Below are 26,660 nucleotides of genomic sequence, written 5' to 3' on the forward strand. Positions count from 1 at the left end.
GCCTCCTAAATCAGGGTCTGGCGGATCCGCGCCGAAACTTTGTCAATTGTAAATACAGCCAGCAGAATCAGGAGAACGACCGTGGCCGCATCTTGAAAGCGAAAGGCTCGTATGGTCTGCATCAAATCAAACCCAATGCCCCCTGCCCCCACCAAGCCCAAGACCGTTGCCGAGCGCACGTTAACCTCAAAAAGGTAGAGAGTGCTGGAGTAAAAGGCAGGAGCCACTTGTGGCCAGAAGCCATAGGCAATAACCAGGAGAGGGTGGGAACCTGTAGCCTCTACCGCCTCCACCTGCTTCATATCTACTGTCTCGATGGCCTCTGAGAGGAGCTTGCCTGCCACACCCGCCGTGTGCAGGGTCAAAGCTAGGATCCCTGGCAACGGCCCTAGGCCAATCGCGGCCACAAAAACCAATGCCAAGACCAGTTCGTTAAGCCCCCTGAGGACATCCATGAGCCCGCGCACAAGCAGGTAAACCGCAGGGGAACGCATGACATTTCTGGATCCCAGGAAGGCCAAGGGAACCGTGAGAAAAGTGGCCAGGAAGGTGCCCCAGAGGGCCATCATCAGGGTTTGCAACAGGGAGTAAAGGAAGTTGGGCAAGAAGTAAAAGCTGGGAGGAAAGAAGCGAGCCAAGAAGGCCGCACTCCTCCCCAAGCCAGCTAACAAGTTTCCTGGCGAGATCCCGGCAGGCTCCGCCGTCAGCAAGAGAGCGAGAAAAACCCCCCCATACAGCACAACCGTGCTCAGCTCCCTGCGCTTAAGCTCTGCTGGCAGGGGGGGAAGTCTCCTAGAGTTGGCACTCAGGTTTCTTAAGAGCATCGTTGACCTTGCGGAAGGGATCGTAATCTGCGTCGCTAGCCGGCTCAAAGCCCTTCAGCCCACGAGCCTCCAGCCATTTCTGACCCTCCGGCGTGTTTTCGTACTCCAGATAGGCCGTGCGCAAGGCCTCCTTGAGATCCTCTGGCAGATCTTTACGGTAGGCCCAGGGAGAGGAAGGAATGGGATCCGATCTCCAGATGATCTCAAAGTCCTCTATGCCTTTGATCTGCCCCTTGTTGGTGGCAATGCTGATCCCGGTATCCCAGGTTACACCAACGGGAATGGTTCCCTGAGCTATCCCCAAGATGACCGACTCGTGGGTGCCAGCAAAAGCCACCCGCTTGAAATACTCCTTGGGCTTGATTTTGGCCTCAAGACAGAAGTAGGCCATGGGCACCTTGAAGCCAGAGGTGCTCTCTGGGTCGACGAAAGCAAAATCTTTGCCCTTGGCGTCTTCTAGAGTTTTGATGCCACTGCCTTTCTTGGAAAGTATCAAGGAGTGATAAACGGTACCCGAGCGCAGCGAGTCCTCTTTCACGAACGCTTCAATGGGAGCGTTGGCCTTTTCAATGGCATCTACGTAGGAGCCAGGGCCGTAGAAAGCTACGTGAGTTTGGCCTTGTGCCTGGGAGACCATCACCGCCGTGTAGTCACCGGCCACAAACAGGCGGACGGGGATCCCCAGTTTTTGTTTGAGATAATCCAAAAAGGGAGCATAGCGAGCTTCGTAATCGGCAGCACTCTCCACCGGTACTTCAGCAATCACCAGCTCCTTGGGCCAGTTTTGCTTCTGAGCCAGCCCTGGAACCCAGCTGGAAATTCCCATGAGGAAGGCAGCAAGGAACAGAATTTTTCTTCTCCGCATAAGGTTTTCTCCTTTGCAGTTAACTTGCGGTTGAAGGTGGATCTTGTTAGACCATCAAGGTTGAGGAAAACCATTCGCTTGCCTCGTGGGTTTCCTTCTCCCCAAAGTAGAGCTCCTTTTCCTTTTCAGAGGTAAAATCGGAAAGCGGCCCATTGAAGAAAACCCGGCCCTCCTTGAAAGCAACGACTCGATCGGCGTAATGGCGCACCATTTCTAGGTGGTGCAGGGTAACCAGCAACGGAATCCCCTGGCGGCGCACCGCTCCCAGCAGCAGCTCCATAATTACCTTTGCATTTTTAGGATCCAAAGCCGAAATGGGCTCGTCGGCCAGAATCAGGGCTGGCTCCTGGATCAAGGCGCGAGCAATACCCACTCGCTGCTGCTGCCCCCCTGAGAGAGCGTCGGCCCTTTGCCAGGCATGCTCTAGCAACCCTACCTCTTCCAGCAGCTTTTCCGCCTTGGCCAAATCCTGAACAGAAAAGTGCTTGAAAAGACCCCGAATGGGACTCATGTGAGGCAGACGCCCAACAAGAACGTTTTCCAGAACCGTCAGGCGCCCGATGAGTTGAAAGGTCTGGTAGACCATGGCCGTGCGCCTGCGCAGCTGTTGCAGGGCATCCCTTTGGCCTTCATGGAGAGGAAGAGAATCAACCCAAACTTTTCCGCCGCTGAGCTTGACCATCCCTTTCAAAAGCCTAAGAAAGGTCGACTTTCCTGCTCCCGAAGGTCCGATCAAGGCCACAACCTGCGCTCCATCGCCAAATAGGTCAAGGTAAACCTCCCTTAGGGCAACCTTGTTTTTGAAGGCAACCCAAAGGTTCTCGACTTGGATGCGCATAAGCTACCTCACGGCGGGAAAACCGGTAACAAACTTAGCAGATTGGCCTGATACTGAAGTTAAAACCAAGTTAAGCTTTGCTGGCCTGGGCAGCAGGACTTCTCAATGGCTTCTCGAAACTGGCTTTGGCCTGGAGGGCGCTCTTGGAGGTACTCCTGGGAGAGCTTGCTCTGCTATCCTGCTAATAATCTCGATTGGTTTTCTGCCAAACCCTTATGGCTGCTGCTGTGATCTCGGGCCTCTCTTGGCAGTCCCCCAGAGCCCTTTCACCGGAGGAGATGGCTTGGTTAGGCAGCCTCAGCTACAACGAACAGGGCCTGATCCCGGCCATTGTGCAGGACTACCTGGATGGGACGGTGCTGATGGTGGCCTGGATGAACCGGGAGTCGCTGCAAAAAACCCTGGAAACAGGCCGCACCTGGTTTTGGAGCCGCTCGCGGCAGGCGTTGTGGCCTAAGGGGGAAACTTCTGGCCATGTGCAGTGGGTCAAACAAATCCGCTACGACTGCGACGGCGACGCCCTGGTCATCCTGGTGGAGCAGGTGGGGGATGCAGCGTGCCACACAGGAGCGCGGAGCTGTTTCTTTCGCCCTTTGCAAAGGGATCCCATCCCGGCAGCCGATACCCTGTCGCAGGTGTTTGCCGTGGTCAAGGCCCGCCAGGCGGATCCCCGTCCCGATTCCTACACCAGCAGCTTGCTAGCCAAGGGGGAAAATGCCATTTTGAAGAAACTTGGCGAGGAGACGGCTGAGGTGGTGATGGCGGCTAAGGATCAAGACCGCGTGGCTTTGGCCCGTGAGATGGCCGACCTCTGGTACCACTGCCTCGTGGCCCTTGCTCACTATCAGGTAGATGTTAGGGATGTCTATCGCCAGCTCCAAGCCCGCCGTTCCGCCAAGTGAAAGGGCCATGTCCCCCGAAGGCGGTGCTCCCGCAGATCCCTCTCCGTCCTCTTGGGATCCCTCCCTGGACAAAGCCCACCTGGATTTACGAGCCGCGCGCTGTGGCCAAGTGGATCTGGAAACCGATCGGGAGACCTTGGCCCGTTACCTGAGAGGCCATGCCCAGTGGATCCAGCGGTGCTTCAGGCCATTGCAGGTGGAAGCTTTGTCTGCCGAGACTTACAGGTTGCAGTTTTTCCGCATGGGCGGGCTGGGGTTTGAGCTGGAGCCCAGTTTTGGGGTCAAGATCTGGCCGGATAAAGATTACCGGTTTTGTCTGACCTCGATTGAGTTGCCCGGCGATGAGGGAATGCCTTACCGGGTTAACTGCCAAGCCGATTTCCGGCTGGAGGAGCTACAGGGATCCCTGAAAGACCTGCCCACCACCCGTGTTCACTGGGCTCTTCATCTGGAGATCTGGCTGGCTTTGCCCAGGTTTTTGCAGGTTCTGCCCCGCAAGTTGGTTTATCGGGTGGCCCGTCAAGTGGTGCAGCAGGTAACCCGCGGCCTCAGCGATCGCTTTACCGACAATGTCTGCCGGGATTTCTACCGCTCCATTGGCCGTCCAGATTGCCCCTATCGCCTAGTTGTTGTGGAAGAGAAAGCATGATACCCTGCAAGCGGGATCAGTTGCCGGTCGGCTTTTGAGCCTTGCTCCGGCAACCGGTGATGGAGTTCACCGCAACCGCCTCGCACCGATTCAGAATTCTTCTGGGATTGTTCTGACATCCAAGGCTGAGGCTGATGACTCCTACACTTCTGGGGGTATCCAGGGGGTAGGAGTTTTTGGCTTTGCGTCCGCACTCCCCAGAGGCTCTCCCCCCTGAGTTGCCCTTCAACACGGCAAGGAGAGAGGATCTGTTGATGCTGGGCAGTTGGCTGTGGATCCTGGTCATGGGCTTTTTTGTCGGCCAGATCGTGGGTCGGTTGGGGATGCCCCCCCTGCTGGGGATGATCCTCGTGGGGATCTTGCTGGGAGATGTCCTATCCCCGGAGGTGCTGGCAGCGGCGGGGGATCTGCGGGTGGTGGCGGTGATGATCATTTTGATGAAGGCGGGCCTGGGGATGGATCGGGAGAAGCTGGCCCAGCAGGGATCCGTGGCGTTGCGGCTGGGGTTTTTGCCGGCAGCCTGCGAGGCGGTGGCGGTGGCCCTGTTGAGCACCTGGATCCTGGGGTTGGACTGGCCTACCGGTTTGCTGTTGGGCTGCGTGATTGGGGCGGAGTCGCCAGCCGTGATCGTGCCGGAGATGTTGCGCCTCAAAAGCCTGGGCTGGGGGGTGGCCAAGGGGATCCCGGATGCTATTTTGACCGGCAGCGCCCTTTCCGATGTGCTGCTGCTCTTAGGGTTTAGCCTGTTGCTCAGCTTTTTGGGCCAGGGCTCTGCAGAGAGCGTTCGCCTGCTGGGGCTGGAGCTATCGCCGCTGCAGTGGCTGCCGTTCCAAGTGGGGATGGAGATCCTGCTGGGCATAGCCATAGGCTACCTGGGGGCGCGGGTTCTGGTGTCGCTGCTAACCCAACAAAACTGGACTCGCAACAGCGTGCAGGAAGTGCTGCTGGCTGCCTGCATGGCCTTGGGCTTGGTGCTGGCGCCGCAGGTGTGGCCCTATTTTTCCGGCTATCTGGCGGTGATGGCCATGGGGTTTTTTCTGATTGAGCTGGATGCCCCTTTGGCGCGGCGGCTGCGGGGTGGGTTCGATGCCCTCTGGACGGTGGCGGAGATCGTGTTGTTTGTGCTACTGGGAGCGTCGCTGGATCTGGGGGTGCTGGGATCCGTGTTTTGGCCGGGCTTGCTGCTCTTGACCTTGAGTCTGCTGCTGGGGCGGGGCCTGGGTTGGTGGCTTTCCACTCTGGGAAGCAATTGGAACGGGCGGGAGCGGCTGTTTTTGCTACCGGGCAACATGGCCAAGGCGACGGTGCAGGCGGCTATTGGTGGGATCCCTTTGGCCCAAGGGATCCCCGGTGGGGAGATCATTTTGGCTTTGGCGGCTCTGTCGATTTTGGTCACGGCCCCCCTGGGTGCTTGGCTGACCCAGGTTTGCGCCCCCCGGCTTTTGGAAAAAGGAGAGGTGGATCCCACCAAGGTAGGCAGCCAGGGCAAGGTGAGCTTTTTGGCAGCGGTGGACACCTCCCCTTTGGCCGAAGCCGTGCTGCGCAAGGTGGCCGATTTGGCGCGGCGGGTGGATGGGGAAGTGATTGTGTTGCATGTTACCGATAAGCCGCAGGGGAAAGGGGTAGAACTGTTGCGGCAACTCACCCAGCGTCTTTTGGCGGACATTCGCCACCAGTTCTGCCTGGCTTCCGGGCCCTTGGCGGAGACCATTGTAAACATAGCCCAGGAGCGGCAGGTAACCGACATCGTCATGGGCAAGCGGGGCCACCGCGGCTGGGAGCAGGTTTTGGTGGGATCTACCTCCCAGGCGGTGCTGGAAACCAGCTCCATCCCTGTCATTTTGGTGGAGCTTCCTCGGGATGAGCGGCAGACTAGCCTCTCTAGCTTGTCAAGAGGGGAGGACTCAAAGTAGGGATTACCCCAGGACCAACTTTGGATCCCGGGCGAGACCCTAATCAAGGGAACACTAAACTACGCTGGGCATGAATACGTTTGACTTACGTTGAAAACTCTAGCTCGCTGGGAGTTGCGAGGAGGTCAGTAGCTTCTTTACTTACGAGGTATCCATCTCCTCTCAGAAAGCACGAAACATCTTCTCTCTTTCTTGGTAGGGCAACACATGCCATCGTTAGGCCCGTGAACCAGCATATCCAGGCAAACCTGAGCACTCCCTCGAGAGCCTTTCTCAATTGAAATGTTACTAACTACAACTCTGTCTCCTAGAAATACAGGCTCCAAGGGCACAAGTTTTTGGCCACCTAGTAGTCCTGACAAGCTAATCCAACTAGCGGATCCTCCTGTATTGCTTGCTGCAATGGCAACAACATCCTGAAACCCGTCGTTATTGAGGTCGCTAAATTTTAGGTCTTGGAGCTTTGCCACTAGGAACCCTTCCTGAAAGACACTAGAACCTCGTTGATACTCTCCGTTCTGAAAACGAATCCGCTCTACTCCATCCAGAGTGGCTATGAGATATTCGGCATTTAAGATTGCCCGTTTATCTATTGTCGTACTTGCCCCTGCAACGGCCATTGAGATTAGGCAGCTACCCAAAAGGTTGAAAATTAACTTCAAAGCCATCCTTTTGTTGGCCATTTCTTGGCTCCTTCGGGCAGGAGTTCTTGGAGGAAAACATCACCCGCTCCTATTAAACCTAGACAGGGCAAGGAGTGCAAGACCTTGATGGACTTGCAAGATTTGAGAACCTCCCTCGGCTACTCTGTAGCTAGAGCTGCTAGATAGGGAGCCCTCTTGGGAGCGAGCAGCTCCTGTCCCTTTCTCCAGCTATTTGGCCAGCCTCGACCAAGCGGTTGCTGACTATGTCTCCCTCTGCCTGGCGCTTTATTCTCCTCCTCGGCATTGTGAGCTTGTGTGCCGATGCCACCTACGAAGGAGCCCGCAGCATTTCTGGGGCTTTTTTGGGATCCCTAGGGGCCAGCGGCACGGTGGTGGGCCTGGTGGCCGGCGGGGGGGAGCTATTGGCCTATGGCTTGCGGTTAGGGGTGGGCTATTGGAGCGACCAGCTGGGCAGGGATCCCTTGCACCGCAGTCGGGGGCACTGGCAGCTCACCACCTTGGGCTATGTCATCAACACGGCGGTGATCCCGGCTTTGGCCTGGGTGGGCAGTTGGCCTTGGGCCGCCGTGCTGCTCTTGGCCGAGCGGACCGGCAAAGGGATCCGCACCCCGCCGCGGGACGTGTTGCTTTCTCATGCAGCCCTGCAGGTGGGACGGGGCTTGGGGTTTGGCCTGCATGAGACCCTAGATCAAATTGGGGCAGTGGCAGGGCCGCTGCTGGTGGCAGCCATGCTAGGAGCGGGATATGGCTTCCGGGGTGGGTTTTTGGCCTTGGGGATCCCGGCGGCAATAGGACTGGGGGTTTTGGGGCTGGCGCAATGGCTCTATCCCAGCCCACGAGACTTCGAGCCGGAGCCGGAGATGACCTCGGCAAAAGGCTTGCCCAGAGTTTTCTGGCTGTATCTTTTGGCAGCAGCCTGTGTGGCTATGGGGTTTGCGGATTTTCCCCTCATTGCCCTGCATCTGCAACAACAGTCAGGGAGCGATGGGGCAGGGATCCCTTTGCTCTATGCCCTGGCCATGGGGGTGGATGCCCTAGCAGCCCTGGGCTGTGGCTGGCTGTTTGACCGCGTGGGGCTGTGGAGCCTGCTGGGAGCGGTGGCGGTATCGGCTGGATTTGCGCCGCTGGCCTTTTCCGGTACCTATGCTCTGACGGTGCTGGGCATGGTGCTCTGGGGGATTGGTTTGGGGGCCCAAGAATCCATCATGAAGGCGGCGGTGGCCGGTATGGTAGCTCCCGAGACGAGGGGCTTTGCCTTTGGCCTGTTTACCAGTGTCTATGGATTGGCTTGGTTTGTGGGCAGCGCCCTGATGGGGGTGCTTTACGATTTCTCCCTGACTGGCTTAGTGCTCTTTTCGGTAGTCACTCAAGGGCTGGGGGCGGCTATCCTGCTGGCTCTAGTGTCCAGGAGGCAGGCCGAGGTGGGCTGATGAAAAGCCCCTGCACCAGATTACGGTGCAGCTCTTCGGGGGTTTCGTTTGTGCTAGTGGTGAGGAGCACCATCCCCTCAGGTTTTGGGCCACCTCCAGGAGCTTTTGTCAGAACCCGATTTTCAGAACTGATCCTTCATACCGCGCAGCCGGGCAAAAACCCGCACCGGATCCTGAGCTCCGGTGGCTGCCTGCAAAGCCGGCTGATCCCAACGCAAGAAGGGATTGGTGCGGCGTTCCTCGCCCATAGTGCTGGGTACTGTTGGGGATCCCGATTGGCGCAGGGCAGCCACCTGCTGATAACGCGCCTGCAGGTCGGGGTTGTCTCCATCCACTGTCAGGGCAAACCTGAGATTGTTCAAGGTGTATTCGTGGGCACACCACACCCGTGTGGCTTCCGGCAACTGCCGCAGTTGATCCAGGGATCCCACCATCTGCTCCGGCGTGCCTTCAAACAGCCGCCCGCATCCCCCGGCAAACAGGGTATCGCCACAGAAGAGATCCCCACTCTCGGAAAAGTAGTAGGCAATATGGCCGCGGGTATGGCCGGGCACAAACAGCACCTTTGCTAGCCGACCCGCAAACTCCACTGTTTCCCCTGCCTTGAGCTCCACCGTCTGGCCAGGGATCCGCCCCCGATCCACCTGGCTGCCATAGACTCTGGCACGGGGATAGCGCTCCAAAAGCTGTCGGTTGCCCCCCACGTGGTCGTGGTGGTGGTGGGTGTTGAAAATGGCCACCAACTCCGCCCCCAGCTCGGCCAGCTTTTCCAACACGGGCTCAGCCACTGCCGGATCCACCACGGCTGCTGTTGCAGTGTCGGGATTGTGGAGCAGGTAGATGTAGTTATCGCGCAGGGCAGGCAACTGGAGAACGCGCATGGCTCGGCTAACTCTCAAAAATGGCCTGTTCTACGTCTTGCCGGCTGAGGGAATAGGGAAAAGATAAAGTTTTCGTGTTGCCGTCTGGGTAGGTGTATCGCACCCAAATGCTGGTTTCTTCCAGGCGCAAAATGGCTTTCCAGCCAGGCCGTTCGCAAAACCACTGCTCCACATCCTGCGGATCGCGGGTGCAGCCCTGATCCTCCAGCCAGCGTTCGATGGTGTGGAGCGGGTGATTGTACAGGGGCGTGGTTGCAGGAGGCAAAGGCATGGCGAGATTCAAGAAAAGCAATCAAACCCTAGAGTCAACGGGCTATGTTCATTCAAGCACTCCTGATCCAGAATCCGAAAACTCGATCCCAATGTCCTACCGAAGAGGGCAGGAAATGCTCGCAGAATCAGCTTGCCCCACTCTCTCGCAGCCAAGCGAGGACACCTGCCAGTAGCAAACACACGACTAGGGTGGATCCCATCAGCAACAGGGCACACAGCTCGCCAGCCGAAAGTGGGCGGGTTTCCATACGCAGCTCTAGAGAATCGGCACCAAGGGATCCCGGCATGCCCAGAGATCCCGTGTTGGCGGTCACCGCCCGTAAGCTGGCATCGTAGATGGCCCGTTTCGCCGGGTTGCTAAGGACAAGGTAGGCCTCCTGCAACTCTTGGAAGCAGCGAATGGCCACTTCCGGAGCCAGGGGAGAAGTATCGGGATGGTAGCGCTTGCTCAATTGCCGGTAGGCCCGCCGGATGGCCTCAGGAGATGCCCCTGGAGACAGACCCAGCCGTTGGTAGTAGGTGAGGGAAGTCAAGGAGCGCATGCAACCTATGGAGGAGCAAGACTACAGGGGCAGCAAAACCGCTTTCAGGGGAGCACAGCTCTAGTCCAGTGTAATCACTCGCGCAGACACCGGGATCCCTGCAGCAAGCCTCTATTCTTCCTCATCCTCTTCAGACTTAGCTTTGGGATAGTAGAAACCGGTGTTGCGACCGCTGAGAATGGCGCGCCCAATGGTCATGGCTCGCTGGGCCTGGAGCTTAGCTTTGCCCAGCCAGACGGCGTAGCGCCTGCGACTGCGGGCTTTAGAAGTTTTCTTCTTAGGAACAGGCATGGCTTCGCACAAAAACACAGCCTTACTAGGCTAGCATTGAGGCTGCGCTGCCGATCCCAGCTTTATTCAGGCAAGTAGCCTATCAGTGGTTGACCAAAAGGCGCGGCAAGCCCCGTCCTTCAGGGCAGGGAAGGATAGCGCCGACCGTAGCCGACGCCCTTTAAAAACGCAGTTATGAGAATAACGCCGATCGCGGCAGCGGGCCGGAGGCCTTTCTGGTCGGTGCCATCAACATCCTTGCTCGCGGGATACAGCTGTTGCGAGACGAAGGGCAGGACACGGCCGACGCTGCGGTCGGGATGCGGGTGGGTGAACCACCCGTGTCAGCCCGGATGGCCTGTGGATCGAACTGCACGGGCGGTCGGAAGCAGGAACCCGCCGAGACGACTGCGCAAGGAGCCATCCATGCGCAGCGTGGTAGGAATCTCCAGCCTTCAGGCCGGGGAGGATGTCAAACGAACGACACTTGCTTTCTGAGCCACTAACCTTGTAGAAAGACAAGGGCGAAAGGGCGGCTTTGATGCGGCGGCGCATTCTACAGCTTTGCATCCTCGGCTGGACGATGCTCCTCGTCCTGGCAGTGGGGGGCAGGGGATCCCTGCCGGTTCCCCACTTTTTTGGCATTGAAGCCCTGCAAGCCCAGGCTCAAACTCAAGCCGGAGAACTGCCGCAGCCGATGCGGCTCAAACTTCCCCCCGGCCTGGATCGCTACGCCTACGACAAGGCGGTGGGAGACTACTTTGAGGAAATCGAGCCGCTTTTGCCAGGTGGAGCCTATGCCCAGTGGGCCTTCTATCCCGTCCCTATCTACATCCAAGGGGATCACCCCCAGTGGAAGGCCTCCGTGGAGCAAGCGGTGAAGGAGTGGTCGGCCTACATCCCGCTCAAGGTGGTGGCCAAAGAGGAGGAGGCTTTCTACGGGATGAGCATTTACCGCGTTCCTCCTATTGGCGGCGGGGTGGCTGGGGCGGCCCGCCCGGAGTTTTTCTTCGCCTCCGATGGCTCTTTGCAGCAGCGGGTGCGCATCGTCATTGCAGAAGGACAGGGGTTGGCCGAAATAACGGCGGTGGCCCGACACGAGATCGGGCATGGGCTGGGGCTGTGGGGCCATAGCCCGAACCTGCGGGATCTGATGTATGGCGGACACCATGCGGCGGCTACCGGCAATCGGCGGGTGTTGCGGGTGCCCAACATTACCAAGCGGGATCTCAACACCCTCAAGCGCGTCTACGAGCAGCCCACCCTCAGCGGGCAGGTCTTTCCAGAGAGCTATCGCCGCCTGTTTGGCCAGCTTCTGCAGGAAAAGCCGCTGCCCGAGAGAGCTCTTGGATTGCCGCTAGCTAGAGCTGCAGGAGTTGCGACACCCCCTTGAGCGCCATAGCTAGGAGAAAAAAGAGCAACTGGGTGGCAACAATGCTGGGGCCGGAGGGCAGGTTGAAGGTTGCCGAGGCGATCATCCCCAGCACCGCGCTCAGTCCCCCAATACCTATGGCCAGCAGCACATAGGTTGTAAAGCGGGATCCCAACATCCGTGCTGTCGAGGCCGGGATGACCACAAAAGCGCTCACCAGCAACACCCCCACCGAGCGAATCGCCAGGGCCACCACCACAGCCAGCAACACCACAAAAGCCAGCTTCTGCCAGCCCACCTGAACCCCCCGCGCCCGCGCCAGCGGCTCATCCAGGGTCAGCAACATTTGGGAGGGCAAAGTCAATCCCACATAGGCCGAGCTGATCAGCAAGAGGATCCCGCTCGTCCACAGGGCTGCCGGGCTGATCCCCAAAATCTCCCCAAACAACAACTGGTTGAGGTTGCCCCGATAGCCGGGCAGCAAGCTGAGGGCGATAACGGCCAGCGCCAAAGAGGAAGAGTAGATGATGTTCAGCACCGCATCCGCCGACAGTTGAGTGCGCTCCAAGACAAAGGTGACGCCCAAAGCAAATCCCACCCCAAACACCATCAACACCACGGTGGGATTCAGCCCCAGCAGCACTCCCAAAACAATCCCCAGCAGAGCCGAATGCCCCAGGGCATCGCTAAAAAACGACAGTTGCCGCAGAATAACAAAACTGCCCAGCAGCCCACCTGTCATGCCGGTGAGGATCCCACCCAGCATGGCCCGCTGCATAAAGGGCAACTGCAACAGCTCCACTACCCGCACCCAGCCCTCCAACATCGCCTTCCCCTCAGTGACGGTGGATGTAGCGGACAAAATGGTGCTCCGCACCGCTGTCGCGAACAGGCCCATAAACCCGGCTCAGCACTTCTGGTGCCAAAGCCACCTGGGGGGATCCCTGGCAGATGAGGGATTGGTTGAGGCACAGCACGCGGTCGCAATAGCAAGACACCATTTCCAGATCATGGGAGATCTGCAAAATGGTCCAGCCCAGAGATTGGCGCAGCTCTTCCAGGAGCCGGTAAAACTCCCCCTCGCTGAGCGTATCTAAGCCTGCCGGTGCCTCGTCGAGGATAAGCAGCCGCCGCGGCCAAGCCAAGCAATAGGCCAACAGCACCCGTTTCAGCTCCCCGCCGCTGAGCTGGCCCAGAGCCTTGGAGGACAGGTGGGATGCGCCGGCTCGTTCCAGCGCCTCTTGCACCGCCTGCTGCCGAGCAGAGCGCTGCTGCCAGGGCCAGCGGGGTTGCAACGCCCCCCAACCCAAAGCCACAAACTCCTCCACCACCATGGGGATCCCAGGATTGAACTGAAAACGTTGGGGCACGTAAGCCACCTGCTGCCGCACCGAGGGGGGCAAATAGCCGGACAGGCGCACCGGCTCTCCCAGAATCCAAACCGAGCCGCACTGCCGCGGCAGGATCCCCAAAATCGCCTGTACCAAGGTACTTTTGCCGGCTCCATTGGGGCCAACAACCGCCGTATGGGATCCCGCCCTCAGCTCAAACGACACATTTTGCACCGCCAACTGGGATCCCCGATAGACCGTCAGCCCCTCGACGCGCAGGACAACCTCGCCGGAGCAGGAGATCACCGCCCCCTCGCCAGCAGGTGTTCGAGAGCAGCTTGGCCCAGCAGCGGCAATTGCAGGGGCAGGAAGGCTGTCTCCTTCTCAAAGGCGGAGACCAGGTTCTCCACGTTTTGCCGCAGGATGGTCAGGTAATATTCCGGCTCGATCCCCTCAGGGCCAGCGGTTTCGATGGGATCGAAAACCCGCACTTCCACCCCCAAATCCCTGGCCAAGATCTGGAAGGGGTTGTTGTCTCCCACCTGAGGTTCCACCAAGATGGTCTTCAGGCCCGACTCCCGCACCGTCTCCATCACCCGTCGCACATCTTCTGGAGAAGGATTGGCCTCTGGGATCTCCACCAAGAACTCGGCTTTGAGGTTGTAGCGCTCGGCAAAATAGGGGGCAAAGTCGTGGAAGACCACAAAGCTTCTTCCGGCAAAGGGAGCTAGCCGAGCGGCAATCTCCTCATCCAAAGCCTTGAGCTTCTCGATAAAAGCAGCCGCATTGGCCTGGTAGATCTCTGCCCCCGCCGGATCTACAGAGATGAGGCCATCACGAATATTTTCCACCTGCTGAATGGCCCGCCTGGGATCCAGCCAAATGTGGGGGTTAAACTCGCCGTGGCTGTGCCCATGAGAGTGGCCATGGCCATGCCCGTGAGAATGGCCGTGACTGTGTCCATGAGAGTGTCCATGGCCGTGACCGTGGGAGTGCCCATGCTCTGGCTCCTCAGCCCGCAAAGTTGGGATCCCTTCGCTGCTGTCAACGATTTGCAATTGGGGGTTCCCAGCGCTGGCGATCAACCCTTCCAAAAACGTTTCCATACCCAACCCGTTGATCACCAGCACATCCGCCTGAGCCAGCAAACGAACCTCCTCAGGTCGAGCCTGAAAGTCGTGGGGCCCCATCTGAGGGGGAAGGAGTGGCGTGACTTCTGCCCGATCCCCGGCCACAGCACGGGTAAATTGCGTTATCGGCAAAATCGTGGTCACCACCTTTGGGGGGCTGGATCCCTGCTGGGCTTGGGATCCCTCCTGTCGAAGGTGCAAGCCGCCCAGGATCCCGACCGAAAGAGCGGCCACCAGAGATACCAGCGATCGCATGGATCGAACAGAGCGAAGAGAGTTAAGCCTATCGGTCATGTGCAGAAATACCTCACAAAACAACAGAGACAGCAGAACTTGCAGAACCCGACCTTCGAAAAGCCAAAGCCCTCTGCTGGAGCAAAGAAAACATGCTCACCAGACCGTTGCTCCTGGAAGGGCTAAGGCTGAAATTGAGGCCCATCTCCCGCACAAACTCTGGGGAAACCCCCAAAATCTCTTCCGGCGCTAGGCCACTTAGCCCCTCCACCACAATGGCCACCAAACCCTTGACCAACTGAGCATCGGCATCTCCTTGGATGTAGACCTTGCCCTCCCTAAACTCGGTGGCCAGCCACACCCGCGAAGCGCAACCTCTGACTAGGTTCTCCTCCTTCCTCTCCGCTTCGGGAAAGGGTGGCAGGCGCTTGGCATAGGCTAGGAGAAGCTCATACTTCTGCCGCGAGGTCTTGGCCTTCTGGAAGCGATTGACAATTTGCTGCAGAGCTGCGGGCATCCCTCAGCTTGTCTAGAGTGAGAATGATAATCAAACTCATCATAACACCCCCACTCAGCGAGGGCGCAGGGGCACCTGCAAACTTTTGGGACTGTCGTTACCGAAGCGAGCGATAGCCGCCACTTACTCCCCGTGGTGAGAGGACCAGTTGCCAAAGTTGGCTGGCCCGGGCCTTGAAGCTACCGGCACTCATCAGGAGATAGAGCCGCCACATGCGGCGAAAGCGCTCATCGTAGCGGTCGGCTAATTTTGGCCATGCCTGCTCGAAATTGGCGTGCCAGGCTTTTAAGGTGGCCACGTAATTGATCCCAAAATTGTGCCAGTCTTCCAGCACAAATAAGCCCTCAAAGGCTGCAGTAATCAGATGAGGCGAGGGCAGCATCGAGTTGGGGAAAATGTAGCGCTCAATCCAGGGATCCCGCCCCTGGTAGGCCACGTTGCTGCCGATGGTGTGCAGAAGAAACAAGCCATTGTCGTTCAACAAGCGGCGGGCTACCTGCATAAACGTTCGGTAGTTTCGGTAGCCAACATGTTCAAACATGCCGACAGAAAGGATGCGATCAAACTTTCCCTGGGTCTGGCGATAGTCTTCTAACCGAATCTCGACCGGCAGGCCGCGGCAGCGTTCGCTGGCCAGTTTGGCTTGCTCTTTGGAAACAGTAATCCCCACAACCTGCACCCCGTAGCGTTCGGCCAGGTACTGGGCTGTGCCGCCCCAGCCACAGCCGATGTCGAGCACCCGCATGCCGGGTTGGAGTTCCAGCTTGCGGGCAATGAGGTCAAGCTTAGCTTCTTGGGCTTCATCCAGAGTTTGCGCGCCCCCATCCCAATAGGCACAGCTGTAGATCATGCGGCGATCCAGCATGTCCTCATAGAGATCGTTGCCAATGTCGTAGTGGCGCTGGCCAATGACGAATGCCCCCTTGCCCCGCTGGCGGTTGATAAGGCAACTGTCCAACCCAAGCAAGGGCTGAGTTAGCCAACCCACCTGCTGCGGTGCCTGGGCAGTTAGGAGACGACAAACTAACTCATCAATGGCCTCGCAATCCCACCAGCCCTCCATGTAGGCCTCGCCAAAGCCCAGGGATCCATAGAGCAGGCAGCGCAGATATAGCCGCTCGTCGTGAACTTGAATATCCCAAGGTTGCGAGCCATTGAGGGTTATACCGGCAGCATCCAGAACTCGAAGCGCATACTGACGCGCCAGCCAGCGCAAGCTGTTGAGTCCTTTCCCCATCCCTAGGGATCCCTCACTGCAGGGAAACTGACTCAACAAATACACCCCAAGGTTGCAAGGGATCCAACAAGTTGTTTCCAATTTCTAGGGATCCCCCCGAAGGGGGAACCTTACTTAAGAGAAATAGATTAACTAAACACTCTCCGGGAGTTTCCAATTTCTAGGGATCCCCCCGAAGGGGGAACCACCGTCAACGCAAAAGGGCACGGGCACTGGCCCTGTTTCCAATTTCTAGGGATCCCCCCGAAGGGGGAACGATAGAGCCAACCGCATAATTGCTGACCAAATGAAGGTTTCCAATTTCTAGGGATCCCCCCGAAGGGGGAACTACACTCCTCTCGTTTTGTTTCTAGACTTCGTCTTCTGGTTTCCAACTTCTAGGGATCCCCCCGAAGGGGGAACAAAGCAACCAAAGAAGCTAGTCCAGAGGTAGTTCTGTTTCCAATTTCTAGGGATCCCCCCGAAGGGGGAACCTAACTACTGCCATCCCTCCCCTCTTCCGATAGTTTGGTAGTTTCCAATTTCTAGGGATCCCCCCGAAGGGGGAACGATGTTCATCCTGAATTGGTTCACTTGCTAATTGCCAAGTTTCCAATTTCTAGGGATCCCCCCGAAGGGGGAACTTAACCTCACTGCGGATCCATGCAAGGTTCACCACCATCTGTTTCCAATTTCTAGGGATCCCCCCGAAGGGGGAACAATGGCAAAGTCGAGGGCTTTAGCAGAGGCATTTATATTGGGCGTTTCCAATTTCTAGGGATCCCCCCGAAGGGGGAACAACTTATCCACACGCACGCATGAAAGGGGGAAACAATGAGTTTCCAATTTCTAGGGATCCCCCCGAAGGGGGAACTTGCCTGGGCCAGACTTCCAACCCAAGACGACAGTACGGTTTCCAATTTCTAGGGATCCCCCCGAAGGGGGAACTGTTGCTTACAGCCTAGTGGCAGACTATCCAAATAGTCGTTTCCAATTTCTAGGGATCCCCCCGAAGGGGGAACACCAACGGTGGACGAGGTTAACTCGTCGCTGCCCGTGTTTCCAATTTCTAGGGATCCCCCCGAAGGGGGAACCTGACCCAGAAGTCACGCCCGTTGGCCAGACGGACTTGATGTTTCCAATTTCTAGGGATCCCCCCGAAGGGGGAACAGCAGGGACCTATACGTGCGCCATTGTTACCTGAAATACCCACGTTTCCAATTTCTAGGGATCCCCCCGAAGGGGGAACTCCACCCCTATTAAACCCAAGCAGGGCAAGGAATGCAAGGCCCATTTGCGAGGGATCCGGAAAAAAGTCGGCAAAAAGAGTTTTGGCGAGGGGGTTTTGGGGCCGGAAAGCCTTGTGGCGCAAGGCGTCGAGGGATCGAACGAAAGAATCGGCCTTTGCGGCTTTTGGCGGATCGCTCGCGGAGGCGTTGATACCGTTTTGGTGTTCTTTTGGAAACATCGAGATCCAGACAAGGGCAGTAGGGCCCTGAGTCCACTGATGAGCCAACCTCAGCCAATCTAGCCGCGCAGGCGACCGGAGCGCAGAATGCTGATGACAAGCCACAGCCCCAACAGGCTGGCCGCCCCGAACAGGAGTTCACTCAGCCCAAAGACCTGAAACCGCTGCGTCTGAGCCGAGATGATGGCAGCTCCGACGATCAGAGAGCCGACCACAATGCTGTAGGAAAGGCGGTTGGCCGACTGATCCAGGCTGCTGCGGATCCCGTCCAGCTCTTGGATGGTCAAGTTCCAGCGCTGGGTTTCCGAGGTGATGCGGCTGAGCAGCAGCTCCATCTGGCGCGGCGATTGCAGAGAGAGATTTTTCAAATCCAAAGCCGTGCGCAGCAGCGAAGGCAGAGGGGCCTCCCCCAGCAATTGCGCCCGAAACACATCCGCCATCAGGGGGCGAAGCTGCTCCGGCAGGTTGTAGTCGGGGGTGAGCTGGCGGGCGATCCCTTCCAAATTGGCCAGCGCCTTGGCACAGAGGCCCAAATTGCCGGGAATGCGGATCTGGTTGCGCCGGGCCGCCTGCAGGATCTCAGAAAAGAGCTGGCTGAAGTTGAGCTCCGCAATGCTCAGGGCGTAGTACTGGCGCAGCAGACGCTCGTAGTCGCTTTGGAGCTGGGCCAAGCTAACCGGCTGCTCCCGCGAGCGGGCCGCGGATCTTTCCGGCAGGGCCAACTCCAGGGTCAATTCGGCACAGCGCTGGGCATCGAGGCTGACAATGGCCAGCATCAGCTCCAGCAGAATCTGCTGCGTACGCGGATCCAGCCGCCCAATCATGCCGCAATCCAGCAGGGCCACGCGACCGGATCCCAAGTAAAAGAGGTTGCCGGGGTGGGGATCGGCGTGGAAATAGCCATCAATGCAGATCTGCTGAAAAAAGGCGCGGGTCAACAGGCGAGCGATGTTTTCTGGATCCGCGTCGCTGCGATCCGCCTCCAACAAGGGCCGGCCCTCGATCCACTCCAGCGTCAACACCTTTGGGGTGGTGAGAGGCCAGTAGACGCGCGGCACCACCAGTTGGGCCGGATCAAACCAACGCCCCCTTTGCAACTGTTGGCGGAGCTGCTCGGTGTGGCGGGCCTCTTGGGTAAAGTCCAGCTCTGCTTGAATGGCCCGGCAGAACTCATCCGCCAAGGCCACCACATCTGCCAACCTGCCGAACTCCGTTTGCGCCACCAGCTCGGCAATGCCCCGGATTAGCCGCGTATCCCGCTCCACCACCGCCTCCAGCCCAGGCCGCTGGATCTTGAGGGCTACCCACTCGCCGCTGACCAGACAAGCCCGATGGACCTGGGCAATGGATCCCGCCGCAACCGACTCTGTGTCCAGGCTGCTGAACACCTGCTCCAACGGCTGCCGCAACTGCTGCCGCAGCAGGATCTCCACCGCATTCCAGGGAACAGGAGGTACGTCGGCCTGCAGAGTGCTGAGGGCCTCGATGTACTCTCGCGGCAACAGGTCCGGACGGGTGCTCAGCAGTTGGCCCAGCTTGACATAGACCGGCCCCAGATCCACCAAAATGTTGCGCAGCACCATTGGGGGGGGCAGTTGGGGTTCCCCAGCCTTGCCAAAAGAGAGCAAGCGGCGCATGTAGTCCCAACCGTGGCGCAAAACCACCTCCAGGATCTCGGCCTGACGCGCCCCACTCTGGGCCAGACGGGCAAACATCGCAGTCTCTCTCCCTGGAAGTCCAATGGCAGAGAAGCCCGATCCCTAGAAAAAGGGGATAGGGGCCACCCTACGGGTTCCATCCCAGCCGGTTTGCAGCCCCTCCCGCAACACCCGCAGCACCTCATCGGTATCGGCATTGGGCTGGGCAAAGGAGAAAACATGCTTGAAGCGCAGTTTGCCCTCCTGATCCACAACGAACTGGGCCGGCAGGGGTGCTCCCAAAGCTTGGCCAACCCCATAGAGGCGGAAGGTTTTGCACTCGGGATCCACCAGCAGCGGGTAAGGCAGCTGCAGGTCTGCTTGAATCTGCTGGCTTTGAACCGGATCGGTGCTGGTGACCATCAGCAGCTCCGCCCCCAGAGCTTGGATCTCGCCGTAGCGGGCTTTCAGCTCTTGGATGTGGGGGTAGCAAAAAGGGCAAAAAAGCTTTTCGGTGAAGATACGAGTAAAAGCCAGAACCACCGGCTTTTGGCCGCGGTAGTCCGATAGCCGCACGGGATCCCCTTGCACGCGCGGCAGCTCAAAATCGGGGGCAATCTGGCCGATTTCCAGAGAAGTGTTGGCTGGTTGGGGGATGAAGTTGTCGGCAAAGCGACGGTTAAACAGTCCGCTGTTGCTGGTCATTGCAGTTTTTTACGTTTCTTTACTACTTGCCACCAGCCTAACCCAAAGCCTCGGCCACCGCCTTCAGCCGTCGGAGCTGGGCCCGCATATCCTGCTGGGTCGGCCCTGCTGCCAACAGGTAAAACCCTGCCGCCACCCAGGGACTGGGGATGCGGAAGTTGAAGCAATTGACTAGAAGGGTACCCCCCGGCTGGGGATGGCATTCCCAGCGGTCGGTTCCTTCAAAAAATCCCTTAAACTGCCACTGCACCAAGCCTTCTGCCCGCTCTGTAATCACGCAATCCAAGCTGGGGGAAGCGAAAGGCAGGCGAAGGAAAAAGCGGTAGCGGCTGCCCAATTCCGCCAGAGGGGATCCCACCGCCTCACAGCCCAACAGCGGGTTGAGCCAGCGCTTCATCAACTCCAGGTCGGTGAGGCAGCGATCCACCTGGGCCACGCTGGCCGCAATCTGAATCGACTGGGTATAGATGGGCATCCTCAGGGGAAAGTTGGGGGAGCGAGCTTGGCCGCAGAGAGGTCTTCTGCCGTGGCAGAGGGGGATACGGTGCTCAGCAAAATCAAGATATCGCGATATTCCACCTGATCCGGCCCGCGACGGGGGGATCCCACTTGCACCACCGCCTGTTGGAGAGGCTTTTTGGGGTGGGGGGGAGACTCGAACACCAAGGTGCGGATCCCATTGGCCTGCTCGATGTCCGAGAGGATGTCCCAGCCCCGGCCCCACAGGGTGCGGCGATAGTAGGCGGCAATCGCCTCCAGAGGCTGAGAGGTCTGCAAGATCAGGGAAGCAAGGCCCCCCTCTCGATCCCGAATCTGTCCCGAAGAGATGATGGAAGCGTTGGGCAACTGCAAGTGAGGGGGAAACTGAGGGGGAAGGGCGCGGGTATCCCCCAGGGAAGCCTCAAAATGCGTGCCATCTTTGCCGATGTGACGCCGCACGGGATCCTGATCCACTTCTTGAGCAACCGGATCAGGCATCTTGCAGCAGGCCACGAGGGATCCCGCCAACAGCCCCAGGGTTAGCCGAGTAAGAATAGGCAAAGAACTTGGCCCCACTGACGTGAACCGCTCAAGACGGGGATTTTTTCTCATCCGTTGGCCAGGGATCCCTGACTGGTTATAGCGGATCCCGCCTTTGGATACAACCAATCTCCCTTTCTGGGCCAAGTTCCAGAGCAGCCATCATTCGTCGAGCCAGGGCTGACAACTGCACACCAGGTGGCGATCCCCGTAGGCGTTGTCGATGCGGCTGACGCTGGGCCAGAACTTGTGGGATCTGACCCAGGGGAGCGGGTAGGCAGCCACCGAGCGAGGATAGGGGCGATCCCAGTGGTCGGCAGCCACCACCTCGGCGGTGTGGGGGGCCAGCTTGAGGGGATTGCGCACCGGATCCATCTCGCCTCGCTCAATGGCGGCAATCTCCTGGCGGATGGCAATCATCGCCTCGCAGAAGCGATCTAGCTCCTCCAGAGATTCGCTCTCGGTGGGCTCCACCATCATTGTCCCCGCCACCGGCCAGGAGATGGTGGGGGCGTGGAAGCCATAGTCCATCAGGCGCTTGGCCACATCTTCCACCTCGATGCCAGCGCTTTTTTTCAGGGGGCGCAAATCCAAAATACACTCGTGGGCCACCCACCCCCCCGGCCCCTTGTAGAGCACCGGGTAGTAGGGATCCAACCGCTTGGCGATGTAGTTGGCGTTGAGGATGGCCACTTGGCTGGCCAGGGTGAGGCCGGCGGATCCCATAAGGCGAATGTAGGCCCAGGAGATGGGCAAAATGCTGGCACTGCCCCACGGGGCAGCGCTGACGGGGCCGTTACAGCCGGGCAAAACAGGATGGCCAGGCAAATAGGGCACAAGGTGGCGGGCCACGGCAATGGGCCCTACCCCCGGCCCACCTCCCCCATGGGGAATGCAGAAGGTCTTGTGCAGGTTGAGGTGGCAGACATCGGCCCCCAGCTCGGCAGGACGGCAGAGGCCCACCTGAGCGTTGAGGTTGGCCCCATCCATGTACACCTGTCCCCCCGCCTCGTGGACGATCTGGCAAATCTCGCGGATCCCTTCCTCAAACACGCCGTGGGTAGAAGGGTAGGTGATCATCAAGGCGGCCAGCCGCTCCCCGTGCTGCTCCACCTTGGCCCGCAGATCCTCAATGTCGATATTGCCGGCTTCATCACAAGCTACGCTCACCACCTGCATCCCCGCCATCACGGCGCTGGCCGGGTTGGTTCCGTGGGCCGAGGTGGGGATCAAGCACACCTGCCGTCGGCCTTCCCCTCTGGCTTGGTGGTAGCGGCGGATGGCCAACAGGCCGGCATATTCCCCCTGAGATCCGGCGTTGGGCTGCAGAGAAACTCCGGCAAAGCCGGTGATCTCCGCCAGCATCTTTTCCAACTGGGCAAAGAGGGCTTGGTAGCCGCGGGCCTGCTCCAGGGGCACAAAAGGATGGAGCTGGGCAAACTCCGGCCAGGTGACCGGCATCATCTCCACCGTGGCGTTCAGCTTCATGGTGCAAGAGCCCAAGGGGATCATGGAATGGGTGAGAGCCAGATCCCGGCTTTGCAGGCGGTGGATATAGCGCAGCAGCTCGGTTTCCGAGTGGTAACGGTTAAATACCGGGTGAGTGAGGTAGGGGGTGGTGCGCAGGAGCTGGGGCGGCAGGCTCTGGCCCAAGTCCAGCTCTGGGCTGTCGGGATCCCAAGCTGGCGGTAAGGACTCCGTTCCGCTGCCGGGAAGGGTTCCGGCAAAGATCTCCCACAGATCCCGCAGATCCTGAGTGGTGGTGGCCTCATCCAAGCTGATCCCCAGCGTCCGGTCATCGATCTGGCGGAGGTTGATCTGTCGCTGGGCAGCGCCGGCCTGGATCGCCTGCACCTGCTCTGGAGAAGCTACCTTGACCCAGAAGGTATCGAAGAAATGCTCGGGCCCCACCTCATAACCCAACTGGCAGATCCCAGTGGCCAAGTGATGGGCCTGGCGGTGGATGCGCTCGGCTATGTGTCGCAAGCCGCGGGGGCCGTGGTAGACGGCATACATAGAAGCCATCACCGCCAAAAGCACCTGGGCAGTGCAGATGTTGCTGGTGGCCTTGTCCCGCCGGATGTGCTGCTCGCGGGTCTGCAACGCCAAGCGCAGGGCTGGCTTGCCTTGAGCATCCTGAGAAATCCCCACCAGCCGTCCTGGCAGCAGCCGCTTGTGGGCCTCGCGGGTGGCGAAGTAAGCCGCATGGGGGCCGCCATAGCCCAAAGGCACGCCGAAGCGCTGGGTGGATCCCACCACGATGTCCGCTCCCCACTCTCCTGGGGGTTGCAATAGGGTTAAGCTGAGCAGGTCGGCAGCCACCGCCACCACCATCCCCTTCTGGTGAGCCTGCTCCACCAACTGCCGGTAGTCCCGGATTTCCCCAAAGGTGTTGGGATATTGCAGGAGTAACCCAAAGCCCTTTTCCAGGGAGAGTTCTGTTGGATCGGCTATGCGCACCTGGATTCCCAATGGTTCCGCCCGCGTCTGTACCACGGCAATCGTCTGGGGATGGCAGCCCCGATCCACCCAGAAAACCGGGGATCCCTTGCCCGCCAAGGTGTAGGCAAGAGCCATGGCTTCAGCGGCTGCGGTGGCCTCGTCCAGCAGGGAAGCATTGGCGATCTCCATCCCCGTCAGGTCGATCACCATCGTCTGGAAGTTGAGCAGGGCTTCCAACCGTCCCTGGGCAATCTCAGCTTGGTAGGGGGTGTAGGGGGTGTACCAGGCAGGGTTTTCCAGGATGCTGCGCTGAATCACCGGTGGCGTCAGGGTGTTGAAATAGCCCATGCCCAAAAAGGAGCGCCACACCTGGTTCTGGGCAGCCATTGCCTGCAGTTCCGCCAACACCTGCAGCTCAGGGCAAGGGGATCCCAATTGCAAAGGCTGGCTGCTGCGAATGGCCGGCGGCACCGCCTTCTCCACCAGCTCCTGCAGCGAACTCAGCTCCAACACTTGCAACATCTGCCCAATTTGCCGGGCATCCGGCCCAATGTGCCGTCTGAGAAAGAGTTCGGTCTGCCCCAGCAACTCCAGCTCCGGAGAAGGCGTGGGTTGTGGGATCCCTGGAGATGGATCCCGGCTGGGGGGGTCAAGTCGAGTCGAGTGGAGAAGGGCCAAGTCGGACATGGTGCGATAGCCGAGAAAGGGAGAGCAAGAAAGACTGTCTCCTGATCATAGTTGTTAAAAATTGTTTCTGTCGGGATCCAAATCCTGTCTTGGCCCTCGATTCGGGGTGGAGGGGATGAGACACTAGATGGTCGGAGAATGTTAGCAACCTATACAGATGAGCCTTTTGGATTCTGCTTGGAGAAGTGATGCTATGCGCTGGCTGCTGTCCATCTTGGTTCGTGTGGTGTTAGTGCTCTGTCTGTGCTTCGCTCCTTTGGGGATCCCTGTTGTGGCCAGGGCCGCAGAGCTTCCCCCGGTAAAGCACTTGGACACTCCGATTGACGTGAACAACACCATCTTGCGCAACTACCGCCAACTGCCCGGCTTCTATCCCACCCTAGCTCGCATCCTGGTGAAAAATGCCCCCTACAAGAGCCTGGAAGACATGTTGCAGATCTCAGGCCTGACAGAGCAGCAAAAGGCCCTGATCAAAGCCAACGCCGAGAACTTCGTGTTTGGCGAGTATCAGGAAGGGGCTAACCAACTGGAAAACCGCATCAACCAAGGGTACTACGGCTGATCTCGGCAGAGGGGCCATCGGGAGAATCGGCTTTTGTAGGAAAGGGATCCTGTGGCCTACGATAACGTCTGCAAGTACTTGGTGGAATGGTTCCCCGAGTCCTTTGCCCGGTGGCTGCTGGGATCCCCTGTTTCCTTGGCTCAGCTACAGCCGACGGAGCTGTCCACCGAGCCCATCCGCGCGGACTCTCTTATCCTGCTGCGGGCCCAAAACTTAATTTTGCATCTGGAGTTTCAAACCGACCCGGATCCCGACATTCCCTTGCGCATGGCCGACTACTGCCTGCGCCTCTACCGCCGCTATCCTGCCCAGGAAGTGCGGCAGATTGTCATCTACCTAAGAAAAACCCAGTCAGAACGGGTGTACCAGACTTCTTTTCAACGGGGATCCCTGTCCCATCGCTTTGAGGTCTTGCGCCTGTGGGAACAAGATCCAGAGGTGCTATCCCGATACCCAGGCCTCTTGCCCTTGGCGGTACTGGCAGAGCCGGACAATCCAGAACCCCGTCTGCGGCAGGTGGCCAGAGCCATAGCTGAGATGGAGGATCCCAAGCTGCGGCAGGAGTTGAAAGCGGCCACTGCTGTTTTGGCAGGATTAACATGGACGCCAGAGGAAATTAGCAGGGTACTGGGAGGTCTGGCTGTGCGGGAATCGACCATCTATCAGATGTGGCGAGCAGAAGCCCTCAAAGAAGGGCGAGAGGAGGGCCTGAAACAAGGCCTAGAGCAAGGTCTGCAACAAGGTCTGCAGCAAGGTCTGCAGCAAGAAGCAGCTCGACTGACTCTGAGTCAACTGCGGCGCAAGCTGGGATCTTTGCCGGAAGACCTGTCTGAAACCATCCGCCTCTTACCTACCGAGCAACTGGAGGCTTTGGCGGAAGCGCTGTTGGACTTCCAAACCCTGGCCGATTTGATCCAATGGCTCAGGGAGTCATCATCCAACTAGGGTTTGCCGTCGCGGCCTTTTCCAACCTCACAGGACTCTGTGGGTGAGTTAGGATCCCTGTTACTCAGATGGACTCGATGAAACGGCCACAGGTTTTGATCTGTGGCTACTACGGCTACGGCAATGCCGGCGATGAGGCGTTGTTGCTGGCTCTCTTACGAGAGCTAGAGCAGTTGCCCAGCCCCGTACAGCCGGTGGTGCTCTCCCGTCGCCCTGCCGAAACGGCTGCCACCTATGGGGTGCTGGCCTATCCGCGCTTCAACAGTTTGGCTTTACGGCGCTGTCTCCAGGAGGCCCAGGCTTTCATCTGGGGTGGAGGTGGCCTGCTGCAGGATCGCACCAGTTGGCGCAGCCCTCTCTACTACCTGGGGGTGATGGGCCTAGCCCAGCGATGGGGGCTAAGAACCGTTGCCTGGGCCCAGGGGATCGGGCCGCTGCAGCGGGGGTGGATTCGCGCACTAGCCCGTCGCTCGTTGGCAGGTTGCACGGCCATCAGTGTGCGGGATGGGGTTGCCTCCCAATGGCTGCAAGAGTGGGGGATCCCTCACCAGGTGGCTCCGGATCCCGTCTGGAGTTTGCCGTCCAAAACCTTGCCGGAATGGGAAACGTGGCCTCAGCCCCGCATTGCTGTGGTCTTGCGTCCGCATCCGCAACTGACTGGAGCCTGTCTAGAAGCTTTGAGCCAGGGTTTACAGCGTCTCCAGGCTTCCACGGGGGCATACCTTCTCTTCGTGCCCTTTCAGCTGGCTCCTCCCGGATCCCCTGACCTTGGGCCAGACTACCACTTGGCTCAGCAGCTTCAGCAGCGCCTACCCCACCGTAGCCAAGTGCTGGAAATTCGGGATCCCTGTCTATTGAAAGGAGTCTTTCGGGGTGTCAGGCTGGCGATCACCATGCGCTACCACGGATTGGTGATGGCGGCGGCAGAGGGCTGCGCCTGTTTTGGTCTCAGCTACGATCCCAAGGTGAAAACGCTGCTCCAGGAATTGGGCATGCCTGGCTGGGATCTGCAGGAGATGCCCACCGATCCTGAAGCCTTACACCAAGCTTGGCTGGCCTGCTACTCAGAGAGCCTAGCTCTCAGCCCTGCCCAAGCTGACCTGTGGGCGAGGCAATCGGCTCAGCACGCTCAGTTGTTGAGACAGCACCTGAAGTGGGGTTGATGGGGTTGCCTGGAGAAGTTGCTGCCAGGGCGAATTCCGGTAGCGGTTCTTCTGGAGAGCTGCTTTACCCCAAAAGTAGGGAGGCACGGTGTCCCCGAACCAAAGCGCTGCGTGCATCCGCTTGAGGAGGCTCCCAATTCATTGAGGGGAGCATGACTCTAGTCAATAATAAGCTCAAC

At 58.8% G+C, this 26,660-nt stretch carries 25 protein-coding genes, 1 pseudogene, 1 CRISPR repeat array and 1 riboswitch; of the genes and pseudogenes, 9 read left to right on the top strand and 17 right to left on the bottom strand.

Going from position 1 to position 26,660, the window contains the following annotated elements; genetic code table 11:
• Positions 1-5: 5 nt before the first annotated feature.
• Genes phnE through ACVWZJ_RS04215 form a run of 3 tightly spaced genes read right to left on the bottom strand, consistent with a single transcriptional unit; the run spans position 6 to position 2,527 of the window.
• Positions 6-824, bottom strand: a complete 819-nt coding sequence (gene phnE, locus ACVWZJ_RS04205; protein WP_457394813.1) for a phosphonate ABC transporter, permease protein PhnE — start codon at positions 822-824, stop codon at positions 6-8.
• Complete coding sequence (gene phnD, locus ACVWZJ_RS04210; RefSeq protein ID WP_457394816.1) at positions 793-1,689, bottom strand: phosphonate ABC transporter substrate-binding protein; 897 nt, start codon at positions 1,687-1,689, stop codon at positions 793-795. Before phnD ends, phnE begins: the two co-directional genes overlap by 32 nt.
• A gap of 46 nt (positions 1,690-1,735) precedes the next feature.
• Positions 1,736-2,527, bottom strand: a complete 792-nt coding sequence (locus tag ACVWZJ_RS04215) for a phosphonate ABC transporter ATP-binding protein (protein WP_457394819.1) — start codon at positions 2,525-2,527, stop codon at positions 1,736-1,738.
• Positions 2,528-2,805: 278 nt separating this feature from the next.
• Here ACVWZJ_RS04215 and hisIE point away from each other — a divergent pair, with 278 nt between their 5' ends.
• The 4 genes from hisIE (at position 2,806) to ACVWZJ_RS04235 (ending at position 8,086) form a co-directional block, all read left to right on the top strand.
• Positions 2,806-3,429 carry a bifunctional phosphoribosyl-AMP cyclohydrolase/phosphoribosyl-ATP diphosphatase HisIE gene (gene hisIE / locus ACVWZJ_RS04220; protein ID WP_457394822.1) on the top strand — a complete coding sequence of 208 codons (624 nt, stop codon included), beginning with the start codon at positions 2,806-2,808 and terminating at the stop codon, positions 3,427-3,429.
• Positions 3,389-4,078, top strand: a complete 690-nt coding sequence (locus ACVWZJ_RS04225) for a DUF1997 domain-containing protein (protein WP_457394825.1) — start codon at positions 3,389-3,391, stop codon at positions 4,076-4,078. The genes hisIE and ACVWZJ_RS04225 overlap by 41 nt, the downstream gene beginning before the upstream one ends.
• Before the next feature lie 46 nt (positions 4,079-4,124).
• Positions 4,125-4,229, top strand: a riboswitch (Fluoride riboswitch).
• 103 nt (positions 4,230-4,332) lie between these two features.
• The gene (locus tag ACVWZJ_RS04230) at positions 4,333-5,991 is read left to right on the top strand and encodes a cation:proton antiporter domain-containing protein (protein ID WP_457394876.1); all 1,659 of its coding nucleotides are present in this window, start codon (positions 4,333-4,335) and stop codon (positions 5,989-5,991) included.
• 907 nt (positions 5,992-6,898) lie between these two features.
• Positions 6,899-8,086, top strand: a complete 1,188-nt coding sequence (locus ACVWZJ_RS04235; RefSeq protein ID WP_457394828.1) for an MFS transporter — start codon at positions 6,899-6,901, stop codon at positions 8,084-8,086.
• A 122-nt stretch (positions 8,087-8,208) separates the two neighbouring features.
• Here the strand turns inward: ACVWZJ_RS04235 and gloB are convergent, their stop codons facing one another.
• From gloB to ACVWZJ_RS04255, 4 genes are all read right to left on the bottom strand, one after another.
• Positions 8,209-8,967: a hydroxyacylglutathione hydrolase gene (gene gloB / locus ACVWZJ_RS04240; protein WP_414522627.1), complete on the bottom strand. Its 759-nt coding sequence runs from the start codon at positions 8,965-8,967 to the stop codon at positions 8,209-8,211.
• A gap of 7 nt (positions 8,968-8,974) precedes the next feature.
• Positions 8,975-9,238, bottom strand: a complete 264-nt coding sequence (locus tag ACVWZJ_RS04245) for a DUF3143 domain-containing protein (RefSeq protein ID WP_011431822.1) — start codon at positions 9,236-9,238, stop codon at positions 8,975-8,977.
• A 127-nt stretch (positions 9,239-9,365) separates the two neighbouring features.
• Positions 9,366-9,782, bottom strand: coding sequence for a J domain-containing protein (locus tag ACVWZJ_RS04250; RefSeq protein WP_414351179.1), 417 nt, complete (start codon positions 9,780-9,782; stop codon positions 9,366-9,368).
• 111 nt (positions 9,783-9,893) lie between these two features.
• Positions 9,894-10,073 (bottom strand): 50S ribosomal protein L32, encoded by a 180-nt coding sequence (locus ACVWZJ_RS04255; RefSeq protein ID WP_011431820.1) that lies wholly within the window; start codon positions 10,071-10,073, stop codon positions 9,894-9,896.
• 173 nt (positions 10,074-10,246) lie between these two features.
• Between ACVWZJ_RS04255 and ACVWZJ_RS04260 the strand changes: the two are divergent.
• Both ACVWZJ_RS04260 and ACVWZJ_RS04265 read left to right on the top strand, forming a co-directional pair.
• Positions 10,247-10,483, top strand: a pseudogene (locus tag ACVWZJ_RS04260) (RNA-guided endonuclease InsQ/TnpB family protein); the annotation flags it as partial.
• Positions 10,484-10,593: 110 nt separating this feature from the next.
• Complete coding sequence (locus ACVWZJ_RS04265; RefSeq protein WP_011431819.1) at positions 10,594-11,445, top strand: hypothetical protein; 852 nt, start codon at positions 10,594-10,596, stop codon at positions 11,443-11,445.
• Here ACVWZJ_RS04265 and ACVWZJ_RS04270 read toward each other — a convergent pair.
• The 10 genes from ACVWZJ_RS04270 to gcvP form a co-directional block, all read right to left on the bottom strand.
• Positions 11,414-12,250, bottom strand: a complete 837-nt coding sequence (locus ACVWZJ_RS04270; RefSeq protein WP_011431818.1) for a metal ABC transporter permease — start codon at positions 12,248-12,250, stop codon at positions 11,414-11,416. The two genes, ACVWZJ_RS04265 and ACVWZJ_RS04270, sit on opposite strands and share 32 nt — an antisense overlap.
• 10 nt (positions 12,251-12,260) lie before the next feature.
• Positions 12,261-13,061 carry a metal ABC transporter ATP-binding protein gene (locus ACVWZJ_RS04275; RefSeq protein ID WP_011431817.1) on the bottom strand — a complete coding sequence of 267 codons (801 nt, stop codon included), beginning with the start codon at positions 13,059-13,061 and terminating at the stop codon, positions 12,261-12,263.
• Positions 13,058-14,179, bottom strand: coding sequence for a metal ABC transporter solute-binding protein, Zn/Mn family (locus ACVWZJ_RS04280; protein WP_457394833.1), 1,122 nt, complete (start codon positions 14,177-14,179; stop codon positions 13,058-13,060). The genes ACVWZJ_RS04275 and ACVWZJ_RS04280 overlap by 4 nt, the downstream gene beginning before the upstream one ends.
• Positions 14,180-14,192: 13 nt before the next feature.
• A complete protein-coding gene (locus ACVWZJ_RS04285; protein ID WP_011431815.1) occupies positions 14,193-14,636 on the bottom strand; it encodes a SufE family protein in 444 nt (147 codons plus the stop codon).
• Positions 14,637-14,733: 97 nt separating this feature from the next.
• Complete coding sequence (gene cfa, locus ACVWZJ_RS04290) at positions 14,734-15,873, bottom strand: cyclopropane fatty acyl phospholipid synthase (RefSeq protein WP_011431814.1); 1,140 nt, start codon at positions 15,871-15,873, stop codon at positions 14,734-14,736.
• 73 nt (positions 15,874-15,946) lie between these two features.
• Positions 15,947-17,101: direct repeats of the CRISPR family, unit length 36 nt; unit sequence GTTTCCAATTTCTAGGGATCCCCCCGAAGGGGGAAC.
• Positions 17,102-17,379: 278 nt separating this feature from the next.
• Positions 17,380-19,035 carry an ABC1 kinase family protein gene (locus ACVWZJ_RS04295; protein ID WP_457394836.1) on the bottom strand — a complete coding sequence of 552 codons (1,656 nt, stop codon included), beginning with the start codon at positions 19,033-19,035 and terminating at the stop codon, positions 17,380-17,382.
• Between the two features lie 45 nt (positions 19,036-19,080).
• Positions 19,081-19,662, bottom strand: a complete 582-nt coding sequence (locus ACVWZJ_RS04300; protein WP_457394839.1) for a peroxiredoxin family protein — start codon at positions 19,660-19,662, stop codon at positions 19,081-19,083.
• Positions 19,663-19,699: 37 nt separating this feature from the next.
• The gene (locus tag ACVWZJ_RS04305) at positions 19,700-20,137 is read right to left on the bottom strand and encodes an SRPBCC family protein (protein ID WP_457394842.1); all 438 of its coding nucleotides are present in this window, start codon (positions 20,135-20,137) and stop codon (positions 19,700-19,702) included.
• A 2-nt stretch (positions 20,138-20,139) separates the two neighbouring features.
• A complete protein-coding gene (locus ACVWZJ_RS04310; protein ID WP_457394845.1) occupies positions 20,140-20,703 on the bottom strand; it encodes a hypothetical protein in 564 nt (187 codons plus the stop codon).
• A gap of 141 nt (positions 20,704-20,844) precedes the next feature.
• Entirely contained in the window at positions 20,845-23,811 is a 2,967-nt protein-coding gene (gene gcvP / locus ACVWZJ_RS04315; protein ID WP_457394848.1) for an aminomethyl-transferring glycine dehydrogenase, read from the bottom strand.
• A 193-nt stretch (positions 23,812-24,004) separates the two neighbouring features.
• Between gcvP and psbU the strand changes: the two genes are divergently transcribed.
• From psbU to csaB, 3 genes are all read left to right on the top strand, one after another.
• On the top strand, positions 24,005-24,373 hold the full coding sequence (gene psbU, locus ACVWZJ_RS04320) for a photosystem II complex extrinsic protein PsbU (RefSeq protein ID WP_041436072.1): 369 nt from the start codon (positions 24,005-24,007) through the stop codon (positions 24,371-24,373).
• 51 nt (positions 24,374-24,424) lie between these two features.
• Positions 24,425-25,318: an Rpn family recombination-promoting nuclease/putative transposase gene (locus ACVWZJ_RS04325; RefSeq protein WP_457394851.1), complete on the top strand. Its 894-nt coding sequence runs from the start codon at positions 24,425-24,427 to the stop codon at positions 25,316-25,318.
• A gap of 77 nt (positions 25,319-25,395) precedes the next feature.
• Complete coding sequence (gene csaB / locus ACVWZJ_RS04330; RefSeq protein ID WP_414406849.1) at positions 25,396-26,481, top strand: polysaccharide pyruvyl transferase CsaB; 1,086 nt, start codon at positions 25,396-25,398, stop codon at positions 26,479-26,481.
• Positions 26,482-26,660: the final 179 nt, after the last annotated feature.

The organism is Thermostichus sp. OS-CIW-29 (genome assembly GCF_054058195.1).

What these genes read in the sequence shown, in the direction of transcription:
- phnE (WP_457394813.1), bottom strand. Translation starts at nt 824, where the DNA reads ATGCTCTTAAGAAACCTGAGTGCCAACTCTAGGAGACTTCCCCCCCTG.
- phnD (WP_457394816.1), bottom strand. Translation starts at nt 1,689, where the DNA reads ATGCGGAGAAGAAAAATTCTGTTCCTTGCTGCCTTCCTCATGGGAATT.
- ACVWZJ_RS04215 (WP_457394819.1), bottom strand. Translation starts at nt 2,527, where the DNA reads ATGCGCATCCAAGTCGAGAACCTTTGGGTTGCCTTCAAAAACAAGGTT.
- hisIE (WP_457394822.1), top strand. Translation starts at nt 2,806, where the DNA reads ATGGCTTGGTTAGGCAGCCTCAGCTACAACGAACAGGGCCTGATCCCG.
- ACVWZJ_RS04225 (WP_457394825.1), top strand. Translation starts at nt 3,389, where the DNA reads ATGTCTATCGCCAGCTCCAAGCCCGCCGTTCCGCCAAGTGAAAGGGCC.
- ACVWZJ_RS04230 (WP_457394876.1), top strand. Translation starts at nt 4,333, where the DNA reads ATGCTGGGCAGTTGGCTGTGGATCCTGGTCATGGGCTTTTTTGTCGGC.
- ACVWZJ_RS04235 (WP_457394828.1), top strand. Translation starts at nt 6,899, where the DNA reads ATGTCTCCCTCTGCCTGGCGCTTTATTCTCCTCCTCGGCATTGTGAGC.
- gloB (WP_414522627.1), bottom strand. Translation starts at nt 8,967, where the DNA reads ATGCGCGTTCTCCAGTTGCCTGCCCTGCGCGATAACTACATCTACCTG.
- ACVWZJ_RS04245 (WP_011431822.1), bottom strand. Translation starts at nt 9,238, where the DNA reads ATGCCTTTGCCTCCTGCAACCACGCCCCTGTACAATCACCCGCTCCAC.
- ACVWZJ_RS04250 (WP_414351179.1), bottom strand. Translation starts at nt 9,782, where the DNA reads ATGCGCTCCTTGACTTCCCTCACCTACTACCAACGGCTGGGTCTGTCT.
- ACVWZJ_RS04255 (WP_011431820.1), bottom strand. Translation starts at nt 10,073, where the DNA reads ATGCCTGTTCCTAAGAAGAAAACTTCTAAAGCCCGCAGTCGCAGGCGC.
- ACVWZJ_RS04265 (WP_011431819.1), top strand. Translation starts at nt 10,594, where the DNA reads ATGCGGCGGCGCATTCTACAGCTTTGCATCCTCGGCTGGACGATGCTC.
- ACVWZJ_RS04270 (WP_011431818.1), bottom strand. Translation starts at nt 12,250, where the DNA reads ATGTTGGAGGGCTGGGTGCGGGTAGTGGAGCTGTTGCAGTTGCCCTTT.
- ACVWZJ_RS04280 (WP_457394833.1), bottom strand. Translation starts at nt 14,179, where the DNA reads ATGACCGATAGGCTTAACTCTCTTCGCTCTGTTCGATCCATGCGATCG.
- ACVWZJ_RS04285 (WP_011431815.1), bottom strand. Translation starts at nt 14,636, where the DNA reads ATGCCCGCAGCTCTGCAGCAAATTGTCAATCGCTTCCAGAAGGCCAAG.
- cfa (WP_011431814.1), bottom strand. Translation starts at nt 15,873, where the DNA reads ATGGGGAAAGGACTCAACAGCTTGCGCTGGCTGGCGCGTCAGTATGCG.
- ACVWZJ_RS04295 (WP_457394836.1), bottom strand. Translation starts at nt 19,035, where the DNA reads ATGTTTGCCCGTCTGGCCCAGAGTGGGGCGCGTCAGGCCGAGATCCTG.
- ACVWZJ_RS04300 (WP_457394839.1), bottom strand. Translation starts at nt 19,662, where the DNA reads ATGACCAGCAACAGCGGACTGTTTAACCGTCGCTTTGCCGACAACTTC.
- ACVWZJ_RS04305 (WP_457394842.1), bottom strand. Translation starts at nt 20,137, where the DNA reads ATGCCCATCTATACCCAGTCGATTCAGATTGCGGCCAGCGTGGCCCAG.
- gcvP (WP_457394848.1), bottom strand. Translation starts at nt 23,811, where the DNA reads ATGTCCGACTTGGCCCTTCTCCACTCGACTCGACTTGACCCCCCCAGC.
- psbU (WP_041436072.1), top strand. Translation starts at nt 24,005, where the DNA reads ATGCGCTGGCTGCTGTCCATCTTGGTTCGTGTGGTGTTAGTGCTCTGT.
- csaB (WP_414406849.1), top strand. Translation starts at nt 25,396, where the DNA reads ATGAAACGGCCACAGGTTTTGATCTGTGGCTACTACGGCTACGGCAAT.